The 25,878-nt window shown below is 72.5% G+C and carries 23 protein-coding genes and 1 pseudogene; 15 read left to right on the top strand and 9 right to left on the bottom strand.

From position 1 onward, the window contains the following. Positions 1 to 997 precede the first annotated feature (997 nt). The 3 genes and pseudogenes from ACZ37P_RS12805 to ACZ37P_RS12795 all read left to right on the top strand — a co-directional run. A pseudogene (locus ACZ37P_RS12805) lies at positions 998 to 1,912 on the top strand (ABC transporter ATP-binding protein); the annotation flags it as partial. 143 nt (positions 1,913 to 2,055) lie between these two features. Continuing rightward, positions 2,056 to 2,817: an ABC transporter permease gene (locus tag ACZ37P_RS12800; protein ID WP_467346400.1), complete on the top strand. Its 762-nt coding sequence runs from the start codon at positions 2,056 to 2,058 to the stop codon at positions 2,815 to 2,817. After that, positions 2,814 to 4,928, top strand: a complete 2,115-nt coding sequence (locus ACZ37P_RS12795; RefSeq protein ID WP_467346398.1) for a TOMM precursor leader peptide-binding protein — start codon at positions 2,814 to 2,816, stop codon at positions 4,926 to 4,928. The genes ACZ37P_RS12800 and ACZ37P_RS12795 overlap by 4 nt, the downstream gene beginning before the upstream one ends. Before the next feature lie 116 nt (positions 4,929 to 5,044). Here ACZ37P_RS12795 and ACZ37P_RS12790 read toward each other — a convergent pair whose 3' ends face one another. After that, on the bottom strand, positions 5,045 to 5,233 hold the full coding sequence (locus ACZ37P_RS12790) for a thiazolylpeptide-type bacteriocin (RefSeq protein ID WP_093711265.1): 189 nt from the start codon (positions 5,231 to 5,233) through the stop codon (positions 5,045 to 5,047). 215 nt (positions 5,234 to 5,448) lie between these two features. On the opposite strand from ACZ37P_RS12790, the gene ACZ37P_RS12785 reads away from it, so the two are divergent. From ACZ37P_RS12785 to ACZ37P_RS12750, 8 genes are all read left to right on the top strand, one after another. Next, positions 5,449 to 6,837 carry an amidohydrolase gene (locus ACZ37P_RS12785; RefSeq protein ID WP_391049458.1) on the top strand — a complete coding sequence of 463 codons (1,389 nt, stop codon included), beginning with the start codon at positions 5,449 to 5,451 and terminating at the stop codon, positions 6,835 to 6,837. A gap of 22 nt (positions 6,838 to 6,859) precedes the next feature. Next, positions 6,860 to 7,129, top strand: a complete 270-nt coding sequence (locus ACZ37P_RS12780; protein ID WP_355338956.1) for a YkoF family thiamine-binding protein — start codon at positions 6,860 to 6,862, stop codon at positions 7,127 to 7,129. Next, entirely contained in the window at positions 7,126 to 7,521 is a 396-nt protein-coding gene (locus tag ACZ37P_RS12775) for a helix-turn-helix domain-containing protein (protein WP_401856066.1), read from the top strand. Before ACZ37P_RS12780 ends, ACZ37P_RS12775 begins: the two co-directional genes overlap by 4 nt. A gap of 102 nt (positions 7,522 to 7,623) precedes the next feature. Next, positions 7,624 to 8,217: a 2-oxo-4-hydroxy-4-carboxy-5-ureidoimidazoline decarboxylase gene (uraD, locus tag ACZ37P_RS12770; protein ID WP_467346394.1), complete on the top strand. Its 594-nt coding sequence runs from the start codon at positions 7,624 to 7,626 to the stop codon at positions 8,215 to 8,217. Beyond that, positions 8,214 to 8,591 carry a hydroxyisourate hydrolase gene (gene uraH, locus ACZ37P_RS12765; RefSeq protein WP_391049462.1) on the top strand — a complete coding sequence of 126 codons (378 nt, stop codon included), beginning with the start codon at positions 8,214 to 8,216 and terminating at the stop codon, positions 8,589 to 8,591. The genes uraD and uraH overlap by 4 nt, the downstream gene beginning before the upstream one ends. Before the next feature lie 5 nt (positions 8,592 to 8,596). Further along, a complete protein-coding gene (gene pucL, locus ACZ37P_RS12760) occupies positions 8,597 to 9,535 on the top strand; it encodes a factor-independent urate hydroxylase (RefSeq protein ID WP_355338965.1) in 939 nt (312 codons plus the stop codon). Positions 9,536 to 9,546: 11 nt separating this feature from the next. Then, positions 9,547 to 10,917 (top strand): 8-oxoguanine deaminase, encoded by a 1,371-nt coding sequence (locus ACZ37P_RS12755; RefSeq protein WP_401719607.1) that lies wholly within the window; start codon positions 9,547 to 9,549, stop codon positions 10,915 to 10,917. Between the two features lie 380 nt (positions 10,918 to 11,297). Then, the gene (locus ACZ37P_RS12750; RefSeq protein ID WP_467346557.1) at positions 11,298 to 12,089 is read left to right on the top strand and encodes an SDR family oxidoreductase; all 792 of its coding nucleotides are present in this window, start codon (positions 11,298 to 11,300) and stop codon (positions 12,087 to 12,089) included. Here the strand turns inward: ACZ37P_RS12750 and ACZ37P_RS12745 are convergent. The 3 genes from ACZ37P_RS12745 to ACZ37P_RS12735 all read right to left on the bottom strand — a co-directional run bounded on the left by ACZ37P_RS12745 (position 12,070) and on the right by ACZ37P_RS12735 (position 15,049). After that, positions 12,070 to 12,558, bottom strand: coding sequence for a GNAT family N-acetyltransferase (locus tag ACZ37P_RS12745; protein ID WP_391163609.1), 489 nt, complete (start codon positions 12,556 to 12,558; stop codon positions 12,070 to 12,072). The two genes, ACZ37P_RS12750 and ACZ37P_RS12745, sit on opposite strands and share 20 nt — an antisense overlap. 76 nt (positions 12,559 to 12,634) lie before the next feature. Then, entirely contained in the window at positions 12,635 to 14,254 is a 1,620-nt protein-coding gene (gene aceB / locus ACZ37P_RS12740) for a malate synthase A (RefSeq protein WP_355338974.1), read from the bottom strand. A gap of 129 nt (positions 14,255 to 14,383) precedes the next feature. Further along, positions 14,384 to 15,049 carry a nucleotidyltransferase family protein gene (locus ACZ37P_RS12735; RefSeq protein WP_401311646.1) on the bottom strand — a complete coding sequence of 222 codons (666 nt, stop codon included), beginning with the start codon at positions 15,047 to 15,049 and terminating at the stop codon, positions 14,384 to 14,386. A gap of 118 nt (positions 15,050 to 15,167) precedes the next feature. Between ACZ37P_RS12735 and ACZ37P_RS12730 the strand changes: the two genes are divergently transcribed. Together ACZ37P_RS12730 and ACZ37P_RS12725 are read left to right on the top strand one after the other, a co-directional pair. Beyond that, positions 15,168 to 16,886, top strand: a complete 1,719-nt coding sequence (locus ACZ37P_RS12730) for a protein kinase domain-containing protein (protein WP_467346390.1) — start codon at positions 15,168 to 15,170, stop codon at positions 16,884 to 16,886. Between the two features lie 72 nt (positions 16,887 to 16,958). After that, positions 16,959 to 17,276 (top strand): DUF5955 family protein, encoded by a 318-nt coding sequence (locus ACZ37P_RS12725; protein ID WP_355338983.1) that lies wholly within the window; start codon positions 16,959 to 16,961, stop codon positions 17,274 to 17,276. A gap of 79 nt (positions 17,277 to 17,355) precedes the next feature. Here the strand turns inward: ACZ37P_RS12725 and ACZ37P_RS12720 are convergent, their stop codons facing one another. Next, positions 17,356 to 18,132: an IclR family transcriptional regulator gene (locus ACZ37P_RS12720; RefSeq protein WP_391049472.1), complete on the bottom strand. Its 777-nt coding sequence runs from the start codon at positions 18,130 to 18,132 to the stop codon at positions 17,356 to 17,358. Between the two features lie 233 nt (positions 18,133 to 18,365). Here ACZ37P_RS12720 and allB point away from each other — a divergent pair, with 233 nt between their 5' ends. Beyond that, entirely contained in the window at positions 18,366 to 19,727 is a 1,362-nt protein-coding gene (gene allB / locus ACZ37P_RS12715; RefSeq protein ID WP_467346388.1) for an allantoinase AllB, read from the top strand. Between the two features lie 74 nt (positions 19,728 to 19,801). On the opposite strand, the gene ACZ37P_RS12710 is transcribed toward allB, so the two are convergent. Genes ACZ37P_RS12710 through ACZ37P_RS12695 form a run of 4 tightly spaced genes read right to left on the bottom strand, consistent with a single transcriptional unit; the run spans position 19,802 to position 24,389 of the window. Next, entirely contained in the window at positions 19,802 to 21,157 is a 1,356-nt protein-coding gene (locus ACZ37P_RS12710; RefSeq protein ID WP_355338992.1) for a GH1 family beta-glucosidase, read from the bottom strand. A 19-nt stretch (positions 21,158 to 21,176) separates the two neighbouring features. Beyond that, positions 21,177 to 22,046 carry a carbohydrate ABC transporter permease gene (locus ACZ37P_RS12705; RefSeq protein WP_355338995.1) on the bottom strand — a complete coding sequence of 290 codons (870 nt, stop codon included), beginning with the start codon at positions 22,044 to 22,046 and terminating at the stop codon, positions 21,177 to 21,179. Further along, positions 22,039 to 23,037, bottom strand: coding sequence for a carbohydrate ABC transporter permease (locus ACZ37P_RS12700; protein ID WP_355338998.1), 999 nt, complete (start codon positions 23,035 to 23,037; stop codon positions 22,039 to 22,041). Before ACZ37P_RS12700 ends, ACZ37P_RS12705 begins: the two co-directional genes overlap by 8 nt. A gap of 11 nt (positions 23,038 to 23,048) precedes the next feature. After that, a complete protein-coding gene (locus ACZ37P_RS12695) occupies positions 23,049 to 24,389 on the bottom strand; it encodes an ABC transporter substrate-binding protein (protein WP_391163612.1) in 1,341 nt (446 codons plus the stop codon). A 148-nt stretch (positions 24,390 to 24,537) separates the two neighbouring features. On the opposite strand from ACZ37P_RS12695, the gene ACZ37P_RS12690 reads away from it, so the two are divergent. After that, the gene (locus ACZ37P_RS12690) at positions 24,538 to 25,845 is read left to right on the top strand and encodes an ROK family transcriptional regulator (RefSeq protein WP_355339004.1); all 1,308 of its coding nucleotides are present in this window, start codon (positions 24,538 to 24,540) and stop codon (positions 25,843 to 25,845) included. The last annotated feature ends 33 nt before the right edge of the window (positions 25,846 to 25,878 follow it).

Raw genomic sequence — 25,878 nt, 5'->3', positions numbered from 1 at the left:
GCTGCTCGCGCTGGCCGTCGCCGTCCTCGCCCTCGTCGGCCTCCGCTTCGGCCAACTGGCCGACCAGACCGGGCGCCTGTACGACCAGCCGGTCGCGCTCGCCGCCGTCGGCTGTGTGCTGTGGGTCAGCCTCGGCCTGCACGAACTGGCCCACGGGCTGGTCGCGCGGGCGTACGGGCTGCGGGTCGGGGAGATCGGGCTCCGCCGGGTCTGGGGCTTCATGACGTACCTCTACTGCGAGGTGCACGACGTCCAGTTCCTCGACCGGCGCGGCCGTCAGGTCGCCGTCGCGGCGGCGGGCGCCGTCATGAACCTCCTCTTCCTCGCGCCCTTCTGGCTCGTCTGGGCCCTCCTGCCGGAACACGCCCAGGCCCTCCCCTTCTTCGGCGGCCTCATCCTCCTCGGCACCGCCATGGCCCTGCTCAATTTTCTGCCGCTCCCGCCGCTCGACGGCTACAAAGCCCTCGGTTACACCCTGGGCACGCTCCAACTGGCCACCGAGAGCCGCCAGTTCCTGGGCGTGGCCGCGCGTGCCCCGCTCGGGCGGAGGGCCGACTCCGGCCGGGACGGCGCGGCTGCCGCCGTGACGACTGGCCGAGTGCCCGGCTCCGGCCGGAACGCCCGCGCGCGGCTCGCCGCCTACCCCACGCGGCTGCGCGTCATCTACGGCGGATACGCCGCCTGTTGCGCGGTGCTGGCCCTGGCGGCGCTCGCCGTGGCCGGACTGCTGTGCCGCGCGGCGCTGCCGGACGACTGGCGCACCTGGACCCCGTACCTCCCGGTGGCCCTGGTCGCCGCGGCCCTCCTCCTGCGCCTGCTCGGCCTGCGCGCCGCGGCCATGCGCGAGGCGGCGCTCGCGCGCCGGACGCCGGGTGAGACGGCCGACCTCCGGCCGGACGCCGGCTCCGCGACGACCGCCTCGGGTGCCGCAGCGGGCGCGAAGGACTCTGAACGGCCCGCGTCAGCGGGGACACCTCAGGAGCGGGAGAAAGGCGACATGAAACGAACCGCACGTCCGACGGGGCCGGCGATCGAACTGGTCGGGGTCAGCAAGCGGTACGGCGAGGTGCACGCGCTCGACGGGGTGTCGCTGACGGTCGAGCAGGGCGAGTTCTTCGGCGTTCTCGGGCCCAACGGGGCCGGAAAGACCACGCTCGTGGAGATCGTGGAGGGGATGCGGAAGGCGGACGCGGGCAAGGTCGCCGTGTTCGGCCAGAGCCCGTGGCCGCGGAACATCGCGCTGCTGCGGCGGATCGGGGTGCAGACCCAGGCGTCGGCCTTCTTCACGCGGCTGACCGCGTGGGAGCACCTGGAGACGGTCGCCGCGCTCCAGGGCGTGGACCGCGCCGCCGCGCGGCACGCGATGGACCTGGTCGGGCTGCGGGACAAGGAGCGCAGCCGGGTCGACGACCTGTCGGGCGGCCAGCGGCAGCGCCTGGCGCTGGCCACCGCGCTGGTCCACGAGCCCGACCTGATCTTCCTCGACGAGCCGACCGCCGCGCTCGACCCCGAGGCGCGCCGCGCCCTGTGGTCGGTGCTGCGGGACCTGCGCGGCGAGGGCCGCACCATCGTCTACACCACGCACTACCTGGACGAGGCGGAGGCGCTGTGCGACCGGGTGGCGATCATCGCCGACGGCCGCGTCGTGGCGCTCGACAGCCCCGGCTCGCTGATCAGGTCGATGGCCGCGCCCGCGCGACTGCTGATCCCCGCCGGCCGGATCACGCTCGACCAGGCGCGCGCCGTCGAGGGCGTCGACCGGGCGTTCCTTGAGGGCGCCGAGGTCGTCGTCGAGACCCGGCACGCCAACCGGGTGCTGGTCGCGCTCGGCGAGTTCGTCGACATGGACGCGATCCAGACCAGGACCGCGACCCTGGAGGACGCGTATCTGCGGCTGACGGGACCGGGCGCCGGGGGAGCCGGAAAGGCGGAAGCCTCGGGCCCCGACACCGGGACCGGCCCCGACACCGGCCCCGATCCCGACACCGGCCCCGATCCCGACCTCGACACCGGGACCGCCACCACGACGGCCGCCGTCGGAACGGAGCACCGTCCATGACCACCACCACCGCCTACTCCGCGCTGACCAGGGCCACATACCTGGCGTCGATACGCGACCGCACCACCGTCTTCTTCACCTTCGCCTTCCCGCTGGTCTTCCTGGTCGTCTTCGGTCTGCTCTTCCGCGGCCAGTCGGTCGACGGGGGCCTGGCGTACATCAACTACGTGGCACCCGGCGTGCTCTCGTGGGGCGTCGGCAACGCGGCGCTGTTCGGCCCGGCCTTCGCGCTGATGCACTGGCGGCGCGACGACATCCTGCGGCTGATCTGGCGTACGCCCACGCCGCTGCCCACCGTCCTCGCCTCGCGCTTCGTGGTCGCCGTCGTGGTCGGTCTGTCGCAGGCGGTGCTGTTCACGGCGGTCGCGCTGCTGCCCTTCTTCGGCCTTCACCTGGACGGGAGTTGGCCGCTCGCGCTGCCGCTGCTGGTCTTCGGCGTCGCCGCCTTCCTGGCGATGGGCCTGGTCGTCGGCAGCCTCGCCGACACCCCGGAGGCGGTCGCCGCCATCGCCAACTGCGTGATGGTCCCGATGGCGTTCCTGTCCGGCTCCTTCTACCCGGCGGACCTGCTGCCCGGCTGGATCCAGACCTTGTCGTGGGTGCTGCCGCTGCGTTACCTCGACCACGGCCTCACCGATGTGCTGGCGGGGCGCGCCGACTTCGCCTCGCTCGCCGTCGACTGCGGCGGCCTGGCCGCCTTCACCGTCGTCTTCGGGCTGATCGCCGCCCGCACCTTCCGCTGGAGCAACCGGACATGAGCCTCGACACCGCGGTACGGCCCGCTCACGTGCCCGAGGTCCCCGGGCAGACGCCGCTGGAGTCCGCGGGCCGCGACCTGGAACGGCGGCTGGCCGCGCGAGCCGCCCGCGCCGCCGCGCCCGCGCCCGGGACCGCCGTCGTCGGCGGCACCGATGTGCTGCGCCCGGAACCGGCCGAGACCGCGGGGCGGCGCGCCCGTGCCACCGTGCACCTGACCGCCGACGCCGTGCTCCTCGGCCCCTGGGGCGGCTCGCCCGCCGAGGCCGCCTGCGGCACCTGCCTGGCCATCCGCTGGCAGCGGCTGCGCACCCGTACCGAACGCGAGGCGCTGGAGACGGGCCTCGCCCGTACCGCCGCCGGGCGCTGGCCCGTGCTGCCCGACTTCACGGTCGACGCGGTCTGGGCCCTCTACGAACTGACCCTCGGGCGGAAGGCGGGGACCGGTTCGGAGACCGGGGCGGAGACGGGGGCCGGGACCGGCGGCCACGACCTGCCCCGGGTCACCCGGTACGACCTGGAGACCGGCCTCGTCCAGACCGTGCCGCTGCTCGCCGATCCGCTGTGCCCGCACCCGCACGGCGCCGCGCCCGCGACGACCGCACCGACCGGCCCCGACCTGCCAGCACCCGACGCGGCGGGCCTCGACGTATCCGCCGCCGACGTATCCGGTACCGGCCCGTCCGGGCCCCACTCGTCCGGGCCCGGGCACTTCCTCGCCACCGGGCCCGAGGCCGAGCCCTTTCCCGTCTCGCGGCCCAAGCCCACCCCCGACAGCTACCGGCTGCGGTCGCCCGGCGCGTACGCCCTGCCGACCGCCGCGCTCGCCAACCCCGTGTGCGGGGTGCTCGGCGCGGGCACCTGGAGCGATGTCACCTCGCCGACCACCGCGCCTGTCGCGGGCAGCGTCTTCATGCGCGGTTACGCGGGCCTGACCGACGTCACGTGGAGCGGCCAGGCCAACTCCTTCGCGCACAGCAGGGACTTGGCGTTCCTCGAAGGGCTGGAGCGGTACGCGGGCACCCACCGCAGGGAGACCGGCGGCATCGTCACCGACTCGTACGACAACCTCGGCGACGCGGCCCTCGACCCGCGCGACTGCGGGCTCTACACGCCGGAGACCTACGCCGCCGACCCGATGATCGCGCCCTTCGACCCCGCGCGGCCGATCCCGTGGGTGCGCGGCTGGTCGCTGCGCGACGAGAGGGAGGTGCTGGTGCCGGCCCGGCTGGTCTACTACAGCGCGGGCACCGCCGCCGACCACTTCGTCTTCGAGTGCTCCAACGGCTGCGCGATCGGCAGTTGCCTGGAGGAGGCCGTGCTGTTCGGCCTGCTCGAACTCATCGAACGCGACGCGTTCCTGCTCGGCTGGTACGGCAACGCCCGGCTCACCGAGATCGACCTCGGCTCCTGCCGCAGCCCGGTGGTGCGCGCCATGACCGACCGGGCGGCGCTGTGCGGCTACGACGTGCACGCCTTCGACAACCGCATCGACCTCGCCGTGCCGGTCGTCACCGGCCTCGCCGTCCGCCGCGACGGAGGCCCCGGCACGCTCGCCTTCGCCGCGGGCGCCGCCTTCGACCCGGAGACCGCGGTGGAGTCGGCGGTCTCCGAGATCCTGACGTATCTCCCGCACCTGCCACGGCAGGTGACGGAGCGTCCGGCCGAACTGGAGGCGATGGCCGAGGACTTCGACCTCGTCCGCCGACTCCCCGACCACGCGGCCCTGTTCGGCCTGCCGCGGATGAGGGAGCACGTCGGCAGCTACCTGGAGCCGCCCGCCGTAAGGCCGTTGGACGAGGTCTACGCGCGGTGGGAGCGGGACCGGCCGCGCGGGCTCGACCTGCGCGACGACGTCCTGTGGTGCCGGGACGAACTGGCGCGCGCCGGATGCGATGTCGTCGTGGTCGACCAGACCACCCCGGAGCAGCGACGGATGGGCCTGCGGACGGTCTGCACGATCGCGCCAGGTCTGCTGCCGATCGACTTCGGCTGGCCGCGGCAGCGCGCGCTGGCCATGCCCCGGCTGCGTACCGCACAGCGCCGCGGCGGCCTGCGCCCCGACGACCTGCGCGACGACGAGGTGCGCCGCGTGCCGCACCCGTTCCCGTAGGAACCCGCAGGAACCCTGAGGAATCTCCGAGGAAACCGACGATGACGACGCCGCGACATGACTACTCCGCGGACCGGGGAGGCCGGTCCGCGGAGCGTGAAGCGGGTGGTGGCTCGTCAGGCGGTGCAGCTCGTGGTGCTGGTGGTGCTGGAGCAGGTGCTGGTGCTGGAGCAGCTCGTCGACGAGCCGAGCATGACCTCGCTGGCGTCCGAGTAGTCGGTGATCTCGAAGGTCTCCGACTCGAGCTCCAGGATCTCCTGGGCCAGAGAGGCGAGCGGCGTGTCCAGCTTGGAGATGTCAGCCATGATGACTCCTTCTCAGCAGGGAGCGCGGCCCGCGACGGGCCGGCCCCATCTTTCTACGCGCGTCCACTGGCGAATCACCCTGCCGCCCGCTGTCATCCCGCTTGCACCGCCCGCCGCCCCTGTCACGTGACCCGCATTCCGGCACCCCCGCCCCCGACCCCCGCCCGGAGCGCCCGATGAACCCGCCGACCGGACCCACACCCGTATCCGGACCCATGTCCGGGCCCCCGCCCGTCTCAGGAACCGTCTCCGACGCCGTCCTGACCCGCGCCGCCGAGCTGTATCTGGACCTGCACCGGCACCCCGAGCTGTCCGGGGCCGAGGAGCGCACCGCCGCCCGCTTCGCCGCCGCGCTCAGGGCCGCGGGACTGCGCGTCGAACGCGGCGTCGGCGGCCACGGCGTGGTCGGGGTGCTGGCCAACGGCCCCGGTCCCGTCGTCATGCTCCGCGCGGAGCTGGACGCCCTCCCCGTACGCGAGAACACCGGCCTGGCGTACGCCAGTTCCGCCACCGCCGCGGGACCCGACGGCGCCCCCGTCCCCGTCATGCACGCCTGCGGCCACGACATGCACCTGGCGTGCGCGGCGGGCGCGGCGGCGTCGCTCGCGGGGGCCGCCGACCGGTGGCAGGGCACGCTCGTCGTCGTCGGCCAGCCGGCCGAGGAGACGCTCAGCGGCGCCGCCGCCATGCTCGCCGACGGCCTCTACCGGCGCTTCCCCGTGCCCGACGACGTCCTCGCGCAGCATGTGGTGCCGCTGCCCGCGGGCATGGTCGCGCACGCGCAGGGCCCGCTGCTCGCGGGCAGCGTCACCCTGGAGATCGTGCTGTACGGCCGCGGCGGCCACGCGTCCACACCGCAGTTCGCCGCCGACCCGGTGATCACGGCCGCGGCGGTCGTCCTGCGCCTCCAGACCGTCGTGTCGCGCGAGACGGGTCCCGGCGAGCCGCTGGTGCTCACGGTCGGCTCGGTACGGGCGGGCACGCCCGGCGCGGGGAACGTCATCGCGGACTCCGCGACCCTCCAGGTGACCGTGCGGGCCTTCTCCGACGCCGCGCTCGACCGGGCCGTGGCCGCCGTCCACCGGATCGCGCGCGCCGAGTCCGCCGCCTCGCCCGACCCGCAGCCGCCCGCTCCCGACCTGCGCGTCCTGTCCCGTTCCTGCCCCACCGTGCCCGACGCCGAGCTGACCACCGCCGTGCGCCGCGCCCACGAGGCCGCCTTCGGTCCGCAGCGCGTCACCCGCTGGCAGCCGTCGACGGCCACGGAGGACTTCGCGCTGTACGGCGACGCGGGCCGCGCGCTGCACGGCGTGCCGGGGATACGGACCGGCTACTGGATGCTCGGCGCGGTCGGCCCCCGGCAGTGGGTCGAGGCGGGCCGCGGCGACACGGACACGGCCGGGCGGCTGGCGGCACTGCCGCCGAACCACTCCTCGCGGTTCGCCCCGCACCCCCGCCTCACCCTCGAAGCGGGTATCGCGGCGATGACTGTGGCGGTACAGGCCCGTATGCCGTCGGTTAAGGTCGCATCGACCGCGTCGAGCGTATCGACGACGCCGTCCCGGCAGGACCGTCCGGCAGGGCGGGGGACGGCGGGCACGTAGCGCAGCCACCCGAGGGGCCCTGGTGAGACTGAGGCTGGAATTCACGACCGAGCCGTTCGACCTGGACGAGCCGCCCGAGCACGCGGTGGTGGCCCGCGAGGTGGTCGAGGGCGCGTCGCTCGACGCGGTGGACGTCGGCCCGTTCGGCAACACCGCCGAGGGCGAGGCCGACGCGGTCGTCGCGTCCGTCGCGGAGCTGCTGCGGCGCACGCTGGCGGCGGGCGCCACCCGGGTGTCGCTCCAGGTCAACGTGGTCGCGGCGGCCGGGCGGGCGCAGGAGGACGGCAAGTGACGGGCACCGGGGGGCACCCCTTCGCCGCGGCGGTGAAGCCGTTGGTGGACGCGATGGGCGCGGAGATGGTCGCGCCGCACGAGGCGCGCGGCGACGACGTGGTGCTGAGCTGGGAGGGCGAGGAGGTGGTGGCCGTCCGGCTGCCCCATCTGGCCGACTCCCTCGACCACCTGCTGGCCGACCTCGAACGCCGGCACGGCTCGCTGCCCGCCCTGGGCCGCAAGGACAAGCAGACCGTCGTCCGCATCCTGGAGGAGCGCGGCGCCTTCTCCGTGCGGCACGGCGTGGAGACCGTCGCGTCCGCGCTCGGCGTCAGCCGCTTCACCGTCTACAACTACCTGAACAGGGAGAACGCCCTGAACAGCGAGAAGAGTGCCCGCGAGAGCGAGTGACCGGCCGTTGTTTCCTCTTCCGTCCGCTCCCGGACGGCTTTGTTACCGGAAGTTTTCAACAAACTGTTGACGTCGTACGGCGGCGGCTCTTAGCTTGCGACTGTGACTTCCAGCGCATCGCCGGGTCTTTCCCGGCTCAATGAGGCCACCTCGTCAGCGGCGTCCGCGCTGCTCCACGAGGTGTGCGCCAGTACGGCGTGGGACGCCGCGCTGGCCGCCGGACGGCCGTACGACCGCCTCGACGACCTGCTCGCGGCGAGCGACACCGCCATGGCGGCGCTCACCGCGGACGACCTCGCGCAGGCGATGGCCGGACACCCGCCGATCGGCCGCCCGACCCCGGGCGACGCCACGTCGGCGCGGGAGCAGAGCGGGGTCGGCGCGGCCGAGCGCGAGGAACTGCTCGCGCTCAACCTGGCCTACCAGGACGCGCACGGCCATGTCTTCCTGATCTGCGCCACCGGCAGGACCGGTGAGCAGATGCTGGCCGCCCTCAAGGAGCGGATCGGCAACGACACGGACACCGAACGCGAGATCGTCCGCGCCGAACTGGGAAAGATCAACCGCATCCGGCTCACCCGCCTCGCCGGAGCCGGAGCCGGAGCCGGAGCCGGAGCCGATACCGGGACCGGCACCGGTGCCACCGCCGGAGCCGGAGCCGCACGCGAGGCCGCGTCCGAAGGAGATCCCTCATGACCGACACGTCGGTGTCCACGCACATCCTGGACACGAGCGTCGGCCGCCCGGCGGAAGGCGTGCCCGTCCATCTGTCGGTGCGCGCCTCGGCCGGCGGGATCTGGTCGCCGCACGGGTCGTCGAAGACCGACGGCGACGGCCGCTGCAAGGATCTCCCGGCCCTGCCGGAAGGCACCACCCACGTACGGCTGCACTTCGACGTGGAGCCGTACCTCACCCGCCAAGCCAACGCACAGCAGGACGCCCCCCGCGCAAGGGACAGCGGAGCTTTCTTCCCGGAGGTGGCGATCGTCTTCGCCGTCAGGCCGGGCGAGCACTATCACGTACCGCTGCTGCTCAATCCGTTCGGCTACTCCGTATACCGAGGGAGCTAGCACCGATGACCGCCACTTCCCGCCCGTCCCACCCGGTTTTTCTCGGCCAGAACCAGTACGGCAAGGCAGAGAACCGTGTCGTCAGGATCACCCGCGAGGGCGGCACGCACCACATCAAGGACCTGAACGTCTCCGTCGCGCTCTCCGGCGACATGGACGACGTGCACCTGTCCGGCTCCAACGCCAACGTGCTGCCGACCGACACCACCAAGAACACGGTGTTCGCCTTCGCCAAGGAACACGGCATCGAATCCGCCGAGCAGTTCGGCATCCACCTCGCCCGGCACTTCGTCACCAGCCAGGAGCCGATCAAGCGGGCGCGGATACGGATAGAGGAGTACTCCTGGGAGCGGATCGCCGCCTCCGAGGCGGGCTCCCGCTTCATCGGCGCCGACGAGATCCAGCACTCCTTCGTCCGCAAGGGCCAGGAGACCCGCACCACCGAGGTCGGCTACGACGGCGAGAACTGGCAGGTCGTCTCCGGCCTGAAGGACCTGGTGGTCATGAACTCCACCAACTCCGAGTTCTGGGGCTTCGTCAAGGACGAGTACACGACCCTCAAAGAGGCGTACGACCGCATCCTCGCCACCGAGGTCACCGCCCGCTGGCGGTTCAACTGGACCAGCGACGAGCGGCGCGCCCCGCAGTGGGAGAAGGCGTACGGGCAGGTCCGCACGGACCTGCTGGAGGCGTTCGCCGAGACGTACTCGCTCTCGCTCCAGCAGACCCTCTACGCGATGGGCTCGCGGGTCATCACCAGCCGCTCCTACGTGGACGAGGTCCGGCTCTCACTGCCCAACAAGCACCACTTCCTGGTCGACCTGGAGCCGTTCGGCCTCAAGAACGACAACGAGGTCTATCTCGCGGCCGACCGTCCGTACGGCCTCATCGAGGGCACCGTGCTGCGTGACGGCGCCGAGCCCCGCATCCCGGTGACGGACTGAGAGGCACCACCATGAGCAACCGCATCGTCATCGAGAACTGCGGCGTCGCGACCGTCGACGCCGACGACACCGAGTACGCCACCGGGCACGTCGTCGTCGCGGACAATCTGATCGAGTCCGTCGGAGCGGGCCCCGCACCGGCCGGTCTGGAGAACGTCACCCGCCGGATCGACGGCACCGGACACCTCGTCACCCCCGGCCTGGTCAACACCCACCACCACTTCTACCAGTGGATCACCCGCGGCCTCGCCCAGAACAGCAACCTCTTCAACTGGCTGGTCGAGCTGTACCCGACCTGGGCGCGGATCGACGAGCGGATGGTCTACGCGGCCGCCTCCGGCTCGCTCGGCGTGATGGCCCGCGGCGGCGTCACCACCGCGATGGACCACCACTACGTCTTCCCGCGCGGCGCGGGCGACCTGCTCGGCGCCGAGATCCGCGCCGCCGCCGAACTGGGCGTGCGCTTCACCGCCGCCCGCGGCTCGATGGACCGCGGCAAGAGCGACGGCGGACTGCCGCCGGACTTCGCCGTGGAGACCACCGAGGGCGCGCTGCTCGCGACCGAGGAGGCCATCGACACCCACCACGACGCCTCCTTCGGCTCGATGCTGCACATCGCCGCCGCGCCCTGCTCGCCCTTCTCGGTCTCCACCGAACTGCTGCGCGAGGCCGCGGTGCTGGCCCGCCGCAAGGGCGTCCGGCTGCACACGCACGGCAGTGAGACGGTGGAGGAGGAGAAGTTCTGCCACGAGCTGTTCGGCATGGGCCCGACGGACTACTTCGAGTCCACCGGCTGGCTCGGCGACGACGTGTGGATGGCGCACTGCGTCCACATGAACGACTCCGACATCGCCGCCTTCGCCCGGACCGGGACCGGCGTCGCGCACTGCCCGTCGTCCAACGCCCGGCTCGCCGCGGGCATCGCGCGGGTGCCCGACATGCTCGCCGCCGGGGTCCCGGTCGGCCTCGGCGTGGACGGCACCGCGTCCAACGAGTCCGGTGAACTCCACACCGAACTGCGCAACGCCCTGCTCATCAACCGCCTCGGCGGCGGCGAGAAGGCGCTGAACGCCCGTCAGGCCCTGCGCCTGGGCACGTACGGCGGCGCGCGCGTGCTCGGCCGTACCGCCGAGATCGGTTCCCTGGAGGCCGGGAAGCTCGCCGACCTCGTGCTGTGGAAGCTGGACGGCATCGCGCACGCCTCGATCGCCGACCCCGTCGCCGCGCTGGTCTTCGGAGCGGCGGCCCCGGTCACCCTGTCGCTGGTCAACGGTGTGCCGGTGGTCGAGAACAACCGGCTCACCCGCGCCGACGAGGACGCCATCGCGCGGCTGACCAGGACCGAGGCGCAGCGCCTCGCGCGGATCGCGGGCCTGGCGTAACACCGTAGGCACCGCCGCGAAAGCGACCGGTCGGGGAGGGACGGCCCCCGACCGGTAGCCGGACCCTGTCCTGACACGGGTCCGGCGACACCGCCCCCGGACCGTGGGACCACGGTCGGCCCCGCGGCTCCGGGGGCGGTGCCTCCCCGAAACCACGGCCCGCACTCCGGCGCGCGCACCGGGCCGGGTGCCACGGCGGGTACGCGACGACCTCCCGCTCCGCGCCGTTTACTATGCGTTCAGCCGGACGTCCGCACCCCGCCGGGTGCGGGGCGCGGCAGGCAGGATCCCGCCACAGCCAGAGGTGAGCGCCCGTGAGCCCGACCGAGCCCGTACCCGCCGAAGGCTCCGCCGCCGAGCCCGCCACGGGGGCCGTCACCCTGGTCACCGGCGGCACCGGCACCCTCGGCCGCGCGCTGGTCGACCGGCTGCTCGCCGCCGGCCGCCCGGTACGCGTGCTCAGCCGCGGCCCGCGCGGGGCCGACGACGCGCGGCCGTACGAGTGGGCGGTCGGCGACCTGCGGACCGGCGTCGGCATCGACGGCGCGCTCTTCGACGGGGTCGGCACGATCGCGCACTGCGCGACCACCAACGGCCGCGGCGACGTCGAGGCCACCGAGCGGCTGACCGGAGCGGCGGTGCGCGCGGGCGGCGACCCGCACCTGGTGTACATCTCGATCGTCGGCGTCGACCGCGTCCCGCTCGGCTACTACCGCGCCAAACTCGCCGCGGAGACCGTCGTGGAGCAGTGCGGGCTGCCGTGGACGGTGCTGCGCACCACGCAGTTCCACGACCTGGTGGCCCGGCTCACCGTCGCGCAGCGGCGGCTGCCCGCGATCCTGACGCTGTCGGGAGTGAGCTTCCAGCCGGTCGACGTCACCGAGGTCGCGGACCGGCTCGCGGAGCTGGCCGGAGGCGAACCCGTGGGCCACGCACCGGACTTGGGCGGTCCGCAGATCCGCAGCGCCGCCGATCTGACCCGCGCGACCCTGCGCGCGGCGGGCCGCCGCAGGCTCGTCGTACCGCTGCGGCTGCCCGGCGCCCTGGCGGGCGCGCTGCGCGCGGGCGGCAATCTGACCCCCGATCACGCCGACGGCCGGATCACCTACGACTCCTGGCTCGCCGCCCGCACCCCGCCGAGGAAGCCGGGGATCACAGCGCCCGGTGCATGATGTGCAGGCCGACGTAGCCCAGACGCGGATGCCGGAACCCCTCGGGGACCGTACCGATCACCCGGAAGCCCAGTGACTCGTACAGCTTCACCGCGTACGTGTTGGACTCCACCACGGCGTTGAACTGCATGGCGCGGAAGCCCTCGCGCTCCGCCCAGCGCAGCGCCTCCTCGCACAGCGCGCGGCCCGCACCGCGGCCGCGGTGCGCGGGGTCGACCATGAAGCTGGCGCTGGAGACATGGGCGGCGTTGCCGCCCTGGTTGGCGTTCATCTTGGCGGTGCCGAGCACCGTGCCGTCGTCGCCGACGGCCACGACCGTCCGCGCGGGCGGCGCGAGCAGCCAGTAGTCCCTGGCCGTCGCCTCCGGGATGTCCGTCGGATAGCTGAAGGTCTCGCCGTCCGCGCAGATCCGCCGCAGGAACGGCCAGATCAGCGGCCAGTCGGCCTCGGTCACATCACGGATGAGCATGCGGAGCAGCATGAACGGCCGCCGGCGCCGGGTGCAAGCGCGTTTCGGCGCGGCGGCCGTTCCCGGGCGCCGGGGCTCAGTCCGCCAGCAACTCGTAGGCGGGCAGCGTCAGGAAGTCGACGTACTCCGCGTCGAGCGCCGTGCGCAGCAGCAGCTCATGGGCCTCGGTCCACTTGCCCGCCGCGAACGCCTCCTCGCCGATCTCCTCGCGGATCGCGGCGAGTTCGTCGGCGGCCACCCGCAGCACGAGGTCGTGGGTCGCTTTCTCGCCGTTCTCGAAGACGACCCCCGCGTTGATCCACTGCCAGATCTGCGAGCGGGAGATCTCGGCGGTGGCGGCGTCCTCCATCAGGTTGAAGATCGCCACCGCGCCGAGGCCGCGCAGCCACGCCTCGATGTAACGGGTGCCGACCTGCACCGCGTTGCGCAGCCCGTCGAAGGTCGGCTTCGCGTCCAGCGAGGCGATGTCGATCAGCTCGGCCGCGGTGACGTGCACGTCCTCGCGCAGCCGGTCCTTCTGGTTCGGCCGGTCGCCGAGGACCGCGTCGAAGGAGGCGCGGGCGATCGGCACCAGGTCGGGGTGCGCGACCCACGAGCCGTCGAAACCGTCCCCGGCCTCACGGTCCTTGTCCGCCCTGACCTTCTCGAACGCGACCTTGTTGACCTCCGCGTCGCGCCGGGACGGGATGAAGGCGGCCATCCCGCCGATCGCGTGCGCGCCGCGCTTGTGGCAGGTGCGCACCAGCAGTTCGGTGTACGCACGCATGAACGGGGCCGTCATCGTCACCGCGTTGCGGTCCGGGAGCACGAAACGGGCGCCGCCGTCACGGAAGTTCTTGACGATGGAGAAGAGGTAGTCCCAGCGGCCCGCGTTCAACCCCGAAGCGTGGTCGCGCAGTTCGTACAGGATCTCGTCCATCTCGTACGCGGCGGTGATCGTCTCGATCAGCACGGTCGCACGCACGGTGCCCTGCGGGACGCCCACGTAGTCCTGCGCGAAGACGAACACGTCGTTCCACAGCCGGGCTTCGAGGTGCGACTCGGTCTTGGGCAGGTAGAAGTACGGGCCCTTGCCGAGGTCGATCAGCCGCTGGGCATTGTGGAAGAAGTACAGGCCGAAGTCGACCAGGCCGCCGGGGATCTGCTCGCCGTCCACGGTGAGGTGGCGTTCCGGCAGGTGCCAGCCGCGCGGGCGCATCACGACGGTGGCCAGGTCCGCCGGGTCGCCGAGCGCGTACGACTTGCCCTCGGGGGAGGTGAAGTCGATCCTGCGCTCGTAGGCGTCGATCATGTTGACCTGGCCGCCGATGACGTTCTCCCAGGTGGGGGCGGAGGCGTCCTCGAAGTCGGCGAGCCAGATCCGCGCACCGGAGTTCAGCGCGTTGATGGTCATCTTGCGGTCGGTGGGGCCGGTGATCTCCACCCGGCGGTCGTCGAGCGCGGCGGGCGCGGGGGCGACCCGCCAGTCGCCGTCCCGGATGTGCGCGGTCTCCGGGAGGAAGTCGAGGGTGCCGGTGCGGGCGATCCCGGCGCGCCGCTCCTGGCGGCGGGCCAGCAACTCGGCGCGGCGGGGCGCGAAACGGCGGTGCAGCTCGGCGAGGAACACCAGCGCCTCGGGGGTCAGCACCTCCTCCGCGCGGGGGACGGGCCCGGCGGCCTCGGAGACGACGGCCGGAGACGGCGCTGATGCGGACATGCTGTCACTGCTCCAGAGTGCGAGTGTGTCTGGCGCCCGCCGGGGTGCGGGACTGGCACCGGGTGCCAGGGCCGGTCCGAGGTACGGGCGGTTCTGCAAGGTGGAGTATAGATTTCACAGTGCGGAAGTTCAACGCTTTGTGGCACGGGGTGCAGCCGCAGGCTCCGCCGGGTCCGGGGCGGGCCGGAGAAGCCCCAGGTCGGCGGGGGTGTCGATATCGGCCGGGTCGCCGATGTCCCCGCACTCCACGAGCACGGTGTGGTCGGCGTGCTCGCGCAGATACGTACGCGCCCCGCGGTCCCCGGTGGCGCTGCCCGCGACCCCGGCCCAGCGGGCGCCCCCGATCAGCACCGGGTGGCCGCGCCTGCCGTCGTACACCGCGCAGGCCAGGGCCGATGCCAGGGCCTCGCCTCCACCGGCCGCCGCCAGCACGCGGGCGACGGCAGCCGCGCCCACGCCGGGCTGGTCCACCAGGCCGATCAGCGCCGCGGCCGGGGCGTCGGCCGACGCCGCGAGCGAGGCGAGCCCGGCCCGCAGCGAGGAGCCCATGCCCTCCTCCCAGCGCGGATTGCGCACCACCACGCAGCCGGAGAGGTCGGCGCGCTCCACCACCTCGTCGGCCGCCGCGCCCAGCACCACGTGCACCGGGCCGCAGCCGCCCGCGCGCAGCACCCGTACCGCGTGCTCCACCAACGGCCGCCCCTCGTACGGCAGCAGCGCCTTCGGCCGCCCGCCCAGCCGCCGCCCGCCACCGGCCGCCAGCAGCAGTCCGGCTACCTCGCCCTTTGTGTGCATAACTCCTGCATACCGTGACGGGACCATGGCCGAACAGGCCGCGGTCGGCGTGGCGTGTTCCGGTATCGTCGGCGTGAGGGCCGGAAGGGGCGGTGACCGGCCGAGGGAACGGGGACTGATGGGCGCTCAGCACTTCCAGCCGCTGACGGCCGAGGATCCGACCGGCGTCCCGGGCTACCGGATCAGCGCGCGGCTCGGCGGGCGCGTCTACCTCGCGCACGCGCCGGGCGGCATACCGGTCGCGCTCCGCCTGATCGACCGGCTCCCGCCCGACGTCCACGCCCTGCGGCAGGTGCACGGGCCCTACGTCGTCCCCTTCGTCGACGGCGGCGCCGACGACTCCGGCGCGGGCCCCTGGCTCGCCACCGCCTACGTCCCCGGCCTCTCGCTGCGCACCGCCGTCACCACCACAGGGCCGCTCCCCGTCCCCAGCGTGCTGCGGCTCGTCGCCGGAATCGCCGAAGCGCTGCGCACCATCCACCACCGCGGCCTCACCCACGCCGCCCTCACCCCCGCCCACGTCCTCCTCGCCGCCGACGGCCCGCGCGTCAAGGACTTCGCCCTGACGGGCGCGGCCGCGTCCGATACGTCAGCCGCCGCGTCGTCGGCGAGCCGGACGGCGCCCGCGGGCGCCGCGGAGGGCTCGCCCGCCCAGGGACCGGCGCCCGTCTCGCTCATGGGGGAACCCGTCGCCGACGAGCCGCCCGCCGCGGCGGCGTTCCTGGCGCCCGAGCAGGTGGCGGGGAAGGCCGGGGGGCCCGCGGCCGATGTGTTCTCGCTGGGGCTGATCGCCGCGTACGCGGCCGTCGGAGGGGCGGCCGTCGGGGGCGGGGAGGCGGATCTCAACGAGCTGCCGGGGGAGCTGCGGGAGATCGTGACGCGGTGCCTGATCAAGGACCCCGCGCTACGGCCGTCGCCCGCGCAGATCATCGCGATGTGCGCGCAGGCGGCGCCCGACGCGTCGCGGCGGCGGGCGGACCGGTGGCTGCCGCCCGCGCTGCTGGCGGCGATCGTTCCGGCGATGCCGCCGCCCGCGCCGCCGATACCGGTGGCGCCGCCGACCGGGCATCCGGGATCGCTGCACTACGGGTGGGCGCGGCCGAGCGCCGGGCACGTACCGTACCGCCCCCACCTGCCGCACTTGCCGCACCTCCCGCGCCCGCCCGCCCGGCGCCGGGGCGGCACCGTCCTGGCGGCGGTCGCCGCCCTGGCGGTCGTGGCCGCAGTCGGGGCCGTCCTCCTCGACCGCTCCGACGACGACCACCGCGCGAGCGGCGCGTCCACCGCCTCCACCGCGCCCGCCGCGGCGCCCACCACCGCGCCGCCGGACTCCGGCGCAGGAGGCGGGGACGCGACCGGCGCACCCGAGCAGCCGAGCGGCATCCCTTACGCGGGCATACGGCTCCCGGCGGGCTCGGGCCTGTCGCTGACCCAGGACCCGCCCGTGGTGCTCCCCGGCCCCTTCACCGGGGACATCGGCTTCACCCCGGAGCCCGAGGCGTTCGGCACCGACCCCGCCCACGGCACCGTCGCCCTGCTGGACCCGGCCGCGCCCGACACCCTCGCGGGCTGCCGCGGCGCCGCCGCCGCAAGCCCTTCCATCCCGCGGGACTCGGTGAGCGCGGGCTCGCGCGTCTGCGTACAGTCCGCCGACGGCACGGTCGCGCTGGTCGTCTTCCGGACGCTGACGCCGAAGGGCGCTCCGGCACCCAGTGCCAGTCTGGACGTCACCGTGTGGCGGACCGAGGGGCGCAGCGCCGAGGCCAACCAGGACGGCATTCCAAACCCACAAGCGCTCGGCACAGTGAATTTGGCGCATTTTTCGAAGACCGTATAGCGCGACCGGCTTCGCTTCGCGTTAACTGATCGGCCCCGGAGGCCACGTCGGAGAACCGGGGGCGGAGTGGGTGTGAGGCAGAAGTACGCGCTGGGGGAGACACAGGTGGTCAGTGCGCCGGGGGCGGCGGAATTACGGGCGGCGGTGGCTCGCGTTCAACGGGAACTCGCGGCGTATCGCCCGGCGTTGCCGGACCGCGCCGTCGCGGAGGACGAGCTGGCCGTCCTGGCCAGGCTCGCCGCGCAGCCGGCGCCGGCCGCGATACGCGACGCCGAGGCCGTTCGGCACTCTCTTTTACTCGTCGCCGCCGCTCTCGGTTCGGTCAGCGCCCTGACCGAACCGCTCGCGGAGCTGCACGAAACGGTGGAGCGCGCGACGCCGACGTGCTGACCGTGCGGGTGCCGTTCTTCGCGGGCGCCGCCCGTGCGTGGGCCGGTCCCGGTCCATGGACGGGCGGAGGCCGTGCGCCTCAGGAGGACGGCGACGGCGCCGTGGTGGTGGCCAGGGCGAGCGACAGGGCCTGGGCCACCTCGTGGAGGACAGGGATGATCTTGTCGGTGGCGGATTCGGTGACGCGGCCGGCCGGGCCGGAGATGGAGATGGCGGCGGCGGTGGGGGAGTCGGGGACGGTGACGGCGAGGCAGCGGACGCCGACCTCTTGTTCGTTGTCGTCCACGGCGTAGCCCATCGCACGGATGCGGCCGAGTTCGGTGAGGAAGTCGTCCGGGTCGGTGATGGTGCGGTCGGTGGCGGCGGGCATGCCGGTCCGGGCGAGCAGGGCGCGTACCTCCTCCGGGGGAACGTCGGCGAGCAGGGCCTTGCCGACGCCGGTGGAGTGGGGGAGGACGCGGCGGCCGACCTCGGTGAACATCCGCATGGAGTGGCGGGAGGGGACCTGGGCCACGTAGACGACCTCGTCGCCGTCGAGCAGCGCCATGTTGGCGGTCTCGCCGGTGGCCTCGACCAGTTCGGCGAGGTAGGGGCGGGCCCAGGTGCCGAGCAGGCGGGAGGCGGTCTCGCCGAGGCGGATCAGGCGGGGGCCGAGCGCGTAGCGGCGGTTCGGCTGCTGGCGGACGTATCCGCAGCTCACGAGGGTGCGCATCAGGCGGTGGATGGTCGGCAGCGGGAGCCCGCTGCTGGAGGACAGCTCGCTGAGCCCCACCTCGCCGCCCGCGTCCGCCATGCGCTCCAGCAGGTCAAAGGCCCGTTCGAGGGACTGGACGCCCCCGGCGCGGTCAGCAGACACGTGCGATCCCCTCGGCAAGGTCGGCGTTCGTCGGCAATCATGGCGGTGCGGTGGTACGGCGGTGCGGCGGTACGGCAGTGCGCGAAGGCGTCGGCGGCCAGGTCACCAGCCGTGCCGACGGTGTTGCGAAATGCGGTTTCCGCTCTGCGGAAGCTTACACGCCCTTGACGGTGTGCGGGATCTTCCTGCACATTGCGTTTCAACGAATTGTTGAAGGCGTGGTGGGAGGGTACGTGAAGGACGCGGAGGAACTGATCCTGCGCTCGCGGCGCGTCGTGACACCGGAGGGCGAACGGCCCGCGGCGGTCGCCGTCAGCGGCGGAGTGATCAGCGCGGTGCGGCCCTACGAGACCCCCGACCCGGCCGGTGCGCGCGTGGTCGACCTCGGCGACGACGTCCTGCTGCCCGGCCTGGTCGACACCCACGTGCACATCAACGACCCCGGCCGCACGGAGTGGGAAGGCTTCGCGACGGCCACCGCGGCGGCTGCGGCGGGCGGCATCACGACGCTGATCGACATGCCGCTCAACAGCGTCCCGCCGACCACCACCACCGCGCATCTGACGGTCAAGCGGGACACCGCGCGCGGCCGGGTGCACACCGACGTCGGCTTCTGGGGCGGCGCCGTCCCCGGCAACGTCAAGGACCTCCAACCCCTGCACGACGCGGGCGTCTTCGGCTTCAAGTGCTTCCTGCTGCACTCCGGCGTCGACGAGTTCCCGCAGCTCGACCCGGCCGAACTGGAGGAAGCCCTCACCGAGTTGACCCGGTTCGACGCCCTGCTCATCGTGCACGCCGAGGACCCGGGGCTGATCGACGGCGCCCCGCGGCGCGGCGGCCCGCACTACGCCGACTTCCTCGCCTCCCGGCCGCGCGCCGCGGAGGACACCGCCGTCGCCGGTCTGATCGCGCTGGCCGAGCGGCTCGGCGCCCGCGTCCATGTGCTGCACCTGTCCTCCTCCGGGGCGCTGCCGCTGATCGCCGCGGCCAAGCGCGAGGGCGTCCGCGTCACCGTGGAGACCTGCCCGCACTTCCTCACCCTGACCGCGGAGGAAGTCCCGGACGGGGCAACGGAGTTCAAGTGCTGCCCGCCGATCCGCGAGGCCGCCAACCAGGACGCGCTCTGGCGGGCGCTGGCCGACGGCACCATCGACTGCGTGGTCTCCGACCACTCGCCGTCCACCGTCGACCTCAAGCGCAAGGACACCGGCGACTTCGCCGCCGCCTGGGGAGGCATCTCCTCGCTGCAACTCGGCCTGCCCGCGGTCTGGACCGAGGCCCGGCGCCGCGGCCACACCGTCGCCGACGTCGCCCGCTGGATGTCCGCGGGACCCGCCCGGCTCGCCGGACTCACCGCCAAGGGCGCCATCGCCGCGGGCTACGACGCCGACTTCGCGGTCCTCGCCCCCGAGGAGACCTTCACCGTCGACCCGGCCCGTCTGCACCACCGCAACCCGATCACCGCCTACGCGGGCAGGACCCTGCACGGTGTCGTACGCGGCACCTGGCTGCGCGGCGAGCGGATCGCCGACCACGGCGCGGTGACCGGCGAGCCCGTCGGCCGGCTCATCGAACGGCCGGCCGACGGGAGTTGAGACCCCGTCAGGGGCGGGCGCGCGGAAGGGGTGCCGCATCCCCGGGACGGCACCCCTCATCCGCGACCGCGATCTCAGGCCGCGCGCCGCACCCGGCGCCGGTGGGCGGCGATGATGTCCGCGTAGCGGCGACCGCTGCCCTTGATCGTGCGCTTCTGCGTCGGATAGTCGACGTGCACCAGACCGAAGCGCTTGTCGTAGCCGTACGCCCACTCGAAGTTGTCCAGCAGCGACCAGGCGTAGTAACCGGCCAGCGGCACCCCGCGGCGGACCGCCCTGGCGCAGGCGGCCAGGTGCTCCTCCAGGTAGGTGGCCCGCTCCGGGTCGTCGACCTGTCCGTCGGGACCGACGGTGTCGTGGTAGGCGGAACCGTTCTCCGTCACGAAGATCCGGCTCGCGCCGTACTCCTCGGAGAGCCGGACCAGAAGCTGCTCCAGGCCGTCGGCGTTGACCTCCCAGTCCATCGCGGTCCGCCGGACGCCCGGCAGGTACACCGACTTGGCGTACGGCGCGGGGCCCGTCGGGTCGTCCGTGATGACATTGCGGAAGTAGTAGTTCAGACCCAGCCAGTCCAGCGGAGCGGCGATCGACTCCAGGTCGCCGTCCTTGATCGGCAGGTCCACGCCGTACAGCTCCACCATGTCCTGCGGGTAGCCGCGGCCGTGGATCGGGTCCAGCCACCAGCGGTTGGTGTGTCCGTCCGCGCGCCGGGCGGCGGCCACGTCGGCGTCGCGGTCGGTGGCGGGCTCGCACGGGCTGAGGTTGTTCACGATGCCGATCCGCAGATCGGAGTGGGCCGCGCGCAGCGCCTGCACGGCCAGGCCGTGGCCGACGTGCAGGTGGTACGAGGCGCGGACCGCCGCCGTCAGGTCCGTCCAGCCGGGGGCCATGGTGCCCTCCAGGTGGCCGATCCACGCCGAGCACAGCGGCTCGTTGAGCGTCGCCCAGTCCTTGACACGGTCGCCGAGCGCCTGCCCGACGACGGCCGCGTACTCGCCGTACCGCTCGGCGGTCTCCCGCTCTGGCCAGCCGCCCCTGTCCTGCTGCGCCTGCGGCAGGTCCCAGTGGTACAGCGTGGCGTTGGGCGTGATGCCCGCTTCGAGCAGGGCGTCGACCAGCCGGTCGTAGAAGGCGAGTCCGGCGGCGTTGACGGCGCCGGAACCCTGCGGGATCACCCGCGGCCACGCGATCGAGAAGCGGTAGGAGTCGAGGTCCAGGGCGCGCATCAGCTCCAGGTCCTCGGGCCAGCGGTGGTAGTGGTCACAGGCGACGTCGCCGGTGTCGCCGCCCGCGACCTTGCCGGGGGTTCGGGAGAAGGTGTCCCAGATGGACGGGGCCCGGCCGTCCTCGTCCACCCCGCCCTCGATCTGGTAGGCGGCGGTGGCCGCGCCCCAGACGAAATCGGCGGGAAGAGAGCTGAGGTCGTTCACAAGCAGCCTTTCGGTGGGGTCACTTGACGGCGCCGGCGGTGAGCCCGGCGACGAGGTAACGCTGGAGGAGGAGGAATCCGGCGACCACCGGCACACTCACCACGAGCGACGCGGCCATGACCTGGTTCCAGTACACGTCGTTCTGGCTGGCGTATCCGCGCAGACCCACGGCGAGTGTCCTGGTCGAGTCATTGGTCATGACGGACGCGAAGAGCACTTCGCCCCACGCCGTCATGAACGCGTAGACGCACACGGCGACGATGCCGGGGATGGCGGCCGGCACGACGACCCGGAACAGCGCGCCGAGCGGGCCGCAGCCGTCCACCTTCGCGGCCTCGTCGAGGTCGCGCGGGATGGAGTCGAAGTACCCGACCAGCATCCAGATGGAGAAGGGGAGGGAGAAGGTCAGATACGTGATGATCAGGCCGAGCCTGCTGCCGTAGAGCTGGATGCCCGTGCTGTTCCCGATGTTGACGAAGATCAGGAACAGCGGCAGCAGGAACAGGATGCCGGGGAACATCTGCGTCGACAGCACCGTGACGGTGAAGAACTGGCGGCCGGGGAAGCGGTAGCGGCTCACGCCGTACGCCGCGAAGATCGCGATGACCACCGAGAAGAGGGTGGCGCTCACCGACACGATCAGCGAGTTCATGAAGTAGTGCCCGAGCGGCACGGTCTTCCAGATGTCGACGTACGGCCGCAGGGTGAGGCCGTTCGGTATCCAGTGGAACGTGCCCTGCACGTCCTGCAACCGCTTCAGCGACGAACTGAGCATCACGTACACGGGAGTGAGCACGAAGAGCAGCAGCAGGGTCAGAACGACCCGGCGGGTCCACAGGAAGGACTTCGGGGAGGCCATCGGCGACGGCTGCACGGGGATCCTAGGCATCGACTTCCCGCTTCCGTGTGAACAGCAGGTAGAACGCGGTCACCACGAGCAGGAAGAGCAGCAGGAGCACGGACATCGCCGAGCCCGAGCCGAAGTTCCAGGTGATGAACGACGACTGGTAGATGTGGATGGAGATCAGGTCGGCCGCGTGCGGTGCGGAGTTGCCGAAGAGCACGAACGGCGTGTTGAAGTCGTTGAACGTCCACAGGAAGAGCACCAGGACCAGTACCTGGTTCACCGGCCGCAGCGACGGCAGGGTGATCTTGCGGATCTGCTGCCAGATGCCCGCGCCGTCCATCGCCGCGGCCTCGTACAGCTCGCGCGGGATGTTCTGGAGACCGGCCATCAGGCACAGGAACGCGAACGGCCAGGACTTCCACACCGACACGATGACCAGCGCCCAGAAGCTGTTGTCACCGATCAGCCAGAACGGCTTGTTGGAGGTGAGGTGCAACTGGTCGTGCAGTACGTGGTTCACCAGGCCGGTGTCCTGCTGGAACATGAACGCCCAGGTGATGACGGCCGCGTAGACCGGCAGCGCGTACGGCACCAGGAAGATCGCGCGCATGATCGCCCGGCCGCGGAAGGCGTCCTGCATGAGGATCGCCGCCGCGGTGCCGATCAGCCAGGACAGGCCGACCGACAGGACGGTGAACATGACGGTCACCCAGAACGAGTGCAGCAGCGCCTCGCCGACGGGCTGGTCGAACTTGACCGCCACGCGGTAGTTGTCGAGACCGGTCCAGGGCGCGCTGCCCCAGTCGCGGATGAAGAACTGCGTGAGCCCTTTGAAGCTGATCACGATGCCGACGACCATCGGCACCAGGTGGATCAGCAGTTCCAGGATCAGTGCGGGGAAGAGCATGAGGTACGGCACGCCGACGCGGCGCAGCCGAGCGGGAATACGCGGCCGGAGCCGGCCCCTTCCGACGGGCTTGCCGTCGGAGGGGCCGGCCTCGGGAGCGCTCCGAGGAGGGGCAGTGGCAGTCATGGAGCCGATCCTTAGGAAGCGGGCATCTGCTGCTGCGCCTTGGTCAGCGCGGCCTTGACGGAGTCGGTCGAGACGTCCTTGCCGGCCGCGGCGTCCGCGAACAGGTCCTTGACCGCGGTACCGACCAGGGTCTCGAACTGGGCCTCGTTGGCGACCTGCGGCAGCGGGGCGGCGGAGCTGCCCAGCACGCTCGCGAGGGTCTTCAGGTCCGGGGTCTGGAAGGCGGGGTCGCTCTGCGCGGCCTTGACCGGCGGCAGCGAACCGTACGTCGAGTTGAGGGTCTTCTGCTCGGCGTCGCTGGTCATGAAGTTGACGAACTTCAGGGCGCCGTCGATGTTCTTGGAGTTCTTGAAGACCGCCATGTTGATACCGGCGACCATCGAGGTCACACCGGCGTCGCCGGTCGCGCCCGCCTGGAGGGTCGGGACGGGAACCACGCCGTACTGGTCGGGGTTCATGCCGTGCGACTTGATCGAGGTGGCGGCGGACTGCCACATCATCATCGCGGCCTTGCCGGTGGCGAAGTCGGTGATGGTCTGGTTCTGCGCGTACTCCGCGTTGCCCTTCGCGGCGATCTTGTCCTTGGCGATGAAGTCGACGTACTGCTTCACCGCGGCGACGTTGTTCGGGGTGTCGAAGGTCGCCTTGCCGGACGCGTCGAACCAGTCGGAGCCCCGCTGCTTGGCCAGCACGAAGGCGTGGTGGATGTTCTCGGAACCGTTGCCGCCCTCGACCGCGAGGCCGTAGTGGCCGTCCTTGGTGAGCTTCTTGCCGTCGGCGACCAGTTCGTCCCAGGTCTTGGGCGGGTTGGCTATGCCGGCGTCGGCGAACATCTTCTTGTTGTAGTACAGGCCGTACGCCATCGAGTACAGCGGCACCGCGGCCGGGTCCTTGCCGGCCGCGCCGGCGGCGGCGATCGACGCGGGCGCGAACTTGTCCTTGCCGCCGATCTTCGCGAAGGTCGCGTCGTCGAAGGGCAGCAGGGCGCCGGTGGCCTGGAGGGAGGCGGACCAGGTGTTGCCGATGTTCAGCACGTCGGGACCCTGGCCGGAAGTGGCCGCCGCGAGGATCCGGTTGAGCAGGTCGGACCACGGGATGACCTCCAGCTTGACCTTGATGCCGGTCTGCTGGGTGAACTTGGCGAGTTCGGGGGTGAGCACCTGCTTGTCGTTGTCCAGGCTGGTGCCCTGGTTGCTGGCCCAGTACGTCAGCGTCTTGCCGCCGCCGCCACTGGTGCTCTTGCCGCCGCTGCTGCTGTCGTCCGAGCCGCCACAGGCGGAGACGGTGAGACCGAGCGCGGCCACGAGGGCAGTGGCCGCGAGGAGTCTGCTGGAGGTGCTGGAGGTGCGCATAACGGGTCCCTCTCAGAGGTGGGTTCGCTTCAGGAAGTGAACAGCGCCTGTGCCTTAATTCAGGCCGTGATTTAACTTGTGAGAAAAGGTGGCGTCAAGACCCTGTGCAGCGATAGATTCACGCCGGACGAGACGGGAGGGCGACAAAGTGGCTGAACGCGGCAAGCGAACAGTGCGTGACCTGCGGCGGGGCAACCGTGCATCGCTTCTGCGTCATTTGTATTTCGAGGGACCCCTCAGCCGCCAGGAGTTGGGCCGGGACACCGGCCTCAGCGCCGGGTCGATCAGCAACGTCGTCGGCGAGCTGATCGCCGACGGCATGGTCGAGGAGGCGGGTGCCGTCGAGTCCGACGGCGGCCGGCCGCGCATCCTGCTCCAGGTCTCCGCCGGATACGGATACGTGGTCGGCGTGGACGTCGGCGAGACCCGCGTCAGGGTCGAGCTGTTCGACCTCGCGCTGACCGAACGGGCCGCGGCCGACCTGCCGTTGTCCGACAGCGGCCACGACGTCGACCACGTCGTACGGCTCGCGCTCGAAGGCATCGAGTCCGTGGTCCGCGAGGCCGGGATCGACGACAGCGAGGTGCTCGGCGTCGGCATCGGCGTCCCCGGCATCGTCGAGCAGGGCGACAACGCGCCCGGCGAGGGCGACGGCGTCGTCGTGCACGGCCAGACCATCGGCTGGGAAGCCGTCCCCTTCGGCCGCCTGCTGCGCGCCGGGACCGCCCTTCCGCTCTACATCGACAACGGTGCCAAGACCCTCGGCCAGGCCGAGATGTGGTTCGGCGGCGGACGCGGCTCCGGCAACGTCGTCATCGCCCTCATCGGCTCCGGCGTCGGCGCGGCCGTGGTCGCCGACGGCACCCCGTACCGCGGCGCGAGCAGCAGCGCGGGGGAGTGGGGCCACACCACGCTGCGGGTCGGCGGGCGCACCTGCCGCTGCGGCTCACGCGGCTGCCTGGAGGCGTACGTCGGCGCCGAGGCACTGCTCGGCCGCTGGCCGTCGGCGCCCACGGGGGTCAGCGAGGAGACCGGCCTGGCCGCTCTCATCGCCGCCGCCGACCACGACCCCGAGGCCGGGGGACTGCTCGCCGAGGCCGCCGAATACCTCGGCGCCGGGATCGCCGACCTGATCAACCTCTTCAACCCGCAGCGCATCGTCATCGGCGGCTGGGCGGGACTGCTGCTCGGCCCCCGGCTGCTGCCCACCGTCCGCGAGGTCGCCGCCGCGTACTCCCTGCACCACCCCTGCGCGCAGACCTCCATCGAACTGGGCAGGCTCGGCGCCGACGCGGTCACCGTGGGCGCCGCGACACTGCCGCTGGCCCGTTTCCTCGACGCGGGCGGCGAGCGGACCGTACGGCTGCCCGCGCAGCCCGCAGGGCCCGACGGCGGCGGCCCGGCACACGGCGGCCCGGGTCCGGCGCGGAACCGGATCGCGCGGGCGATACGTTGACGGTGAGGCTGGTGGTGTGCCGCGCCGGGGCTA

Source organism: Streptomyces sp. NPDC024632 (assembly GCF_055559175.1).
This window is presented reverse-complemented; position numbering and strand designations above follow the sequence as displayed.

Bases quoted from the DNA above. Each gene is read 5' to 3' on its own strand.
- ACZ37P_RS12800 (WP_467346400.1), top strand. From the start codon at position 2,056: ATGACCACCACCACCGCCTACTCCGCGCTGACCAGGGCCACATACCTG.
- ACZ37P_RS12795 (WP_467346398.1), top strand. From the start codon at position 2,814: ATGAGCCTCGACACCGCGGTACGGCCCGCTCACGTGCCCGAGGTCCCC.
- ACZ37P_RS12790 (WP_093711265.1), bottom strand. From the start codon at position 5,233: ATGGCTGACATCTCCAAGCTGGACACGCCGCTCGCCTCTCTGGCCCAG.
- ACZ37P_RS12785 (WP_391049458.1), top strand. From the start codon at position 5,449: ATGTCCGGGCCCCCGCCCGTCTCAGGAACCGTCTCCGACGCCGTCCTG.
- uraH (WP_391049462.1), top strand. From the start codon at position 8,214: ATGACCGACACGTCGGTGTCCACGCACATCCTGGACACGAGCGTCGGC.
- pucL (WP_355338965.1), top strand. From the start codon at position 8,597: ATGACCGCCACTTCCCGCCCGTCCCACCCGGTTTTTCTCGGCCAGAAC.
- ACZ37P_RS12755 (WP_401719607.1), top strand. From the start codon at position 9,547: ATGAGCAACCGCATCGTCATCGAGAACTGCGGCGTCGCGACCGTCGAC.
- ACZ37P_RS12745 (WP_391163609.1), bottom strand. From the start codon at position 12,558: ATGCTCATCCGTGATGTGACCGAGGCCGACTGGCCGCTGATCTGGCCG.
- aceB (WP_355338974.1), bottom strand. From the start codon at position 14,254: ATGTCCGCATCAGCGCCGTCTCCGGCCGTCGTCTCCGAGGCCGCCGGG.
- ACZ37P_RS12735 (WP_401311646.1), bottom strand. From the start codon at position 15,049: ATGCACACAAAGGGCGAGGTAGCCGGACTGCTGCTGGCGGCCGGTGGC.
- ACZ37P_RS12730 (WP_467346390.1), top strand. From the start codon at position 15,168: ATGGGCGCTCAGCACTTCCAGCCGCTGACGGCCGAGGATCCGACCGGC.
- ACZ37P_RS12705 (WP_355338995.1), bottom strand. From the start codon at position 22,046: ATGCCTAGGATCCCCGTGCAGCCGTCGCCGATGGCCTCCCCGAAGTCC.
- ACZ37P_RS12700 (WP_355338998.1), bottom strand. From the start codon at position 23,037: ATGACTGCCACTGCCCCTCCTCGGAGCGCTCCCGAGGCCGGCCCCTCC.
- ACZ37P_RS12695 (WP_391163612.1), bottom strand. From the start codon at position 24,389: ATGCGCACCTCCAGCACCTCCAGCAGACTCCTCGCGGCCACTGCCCTC.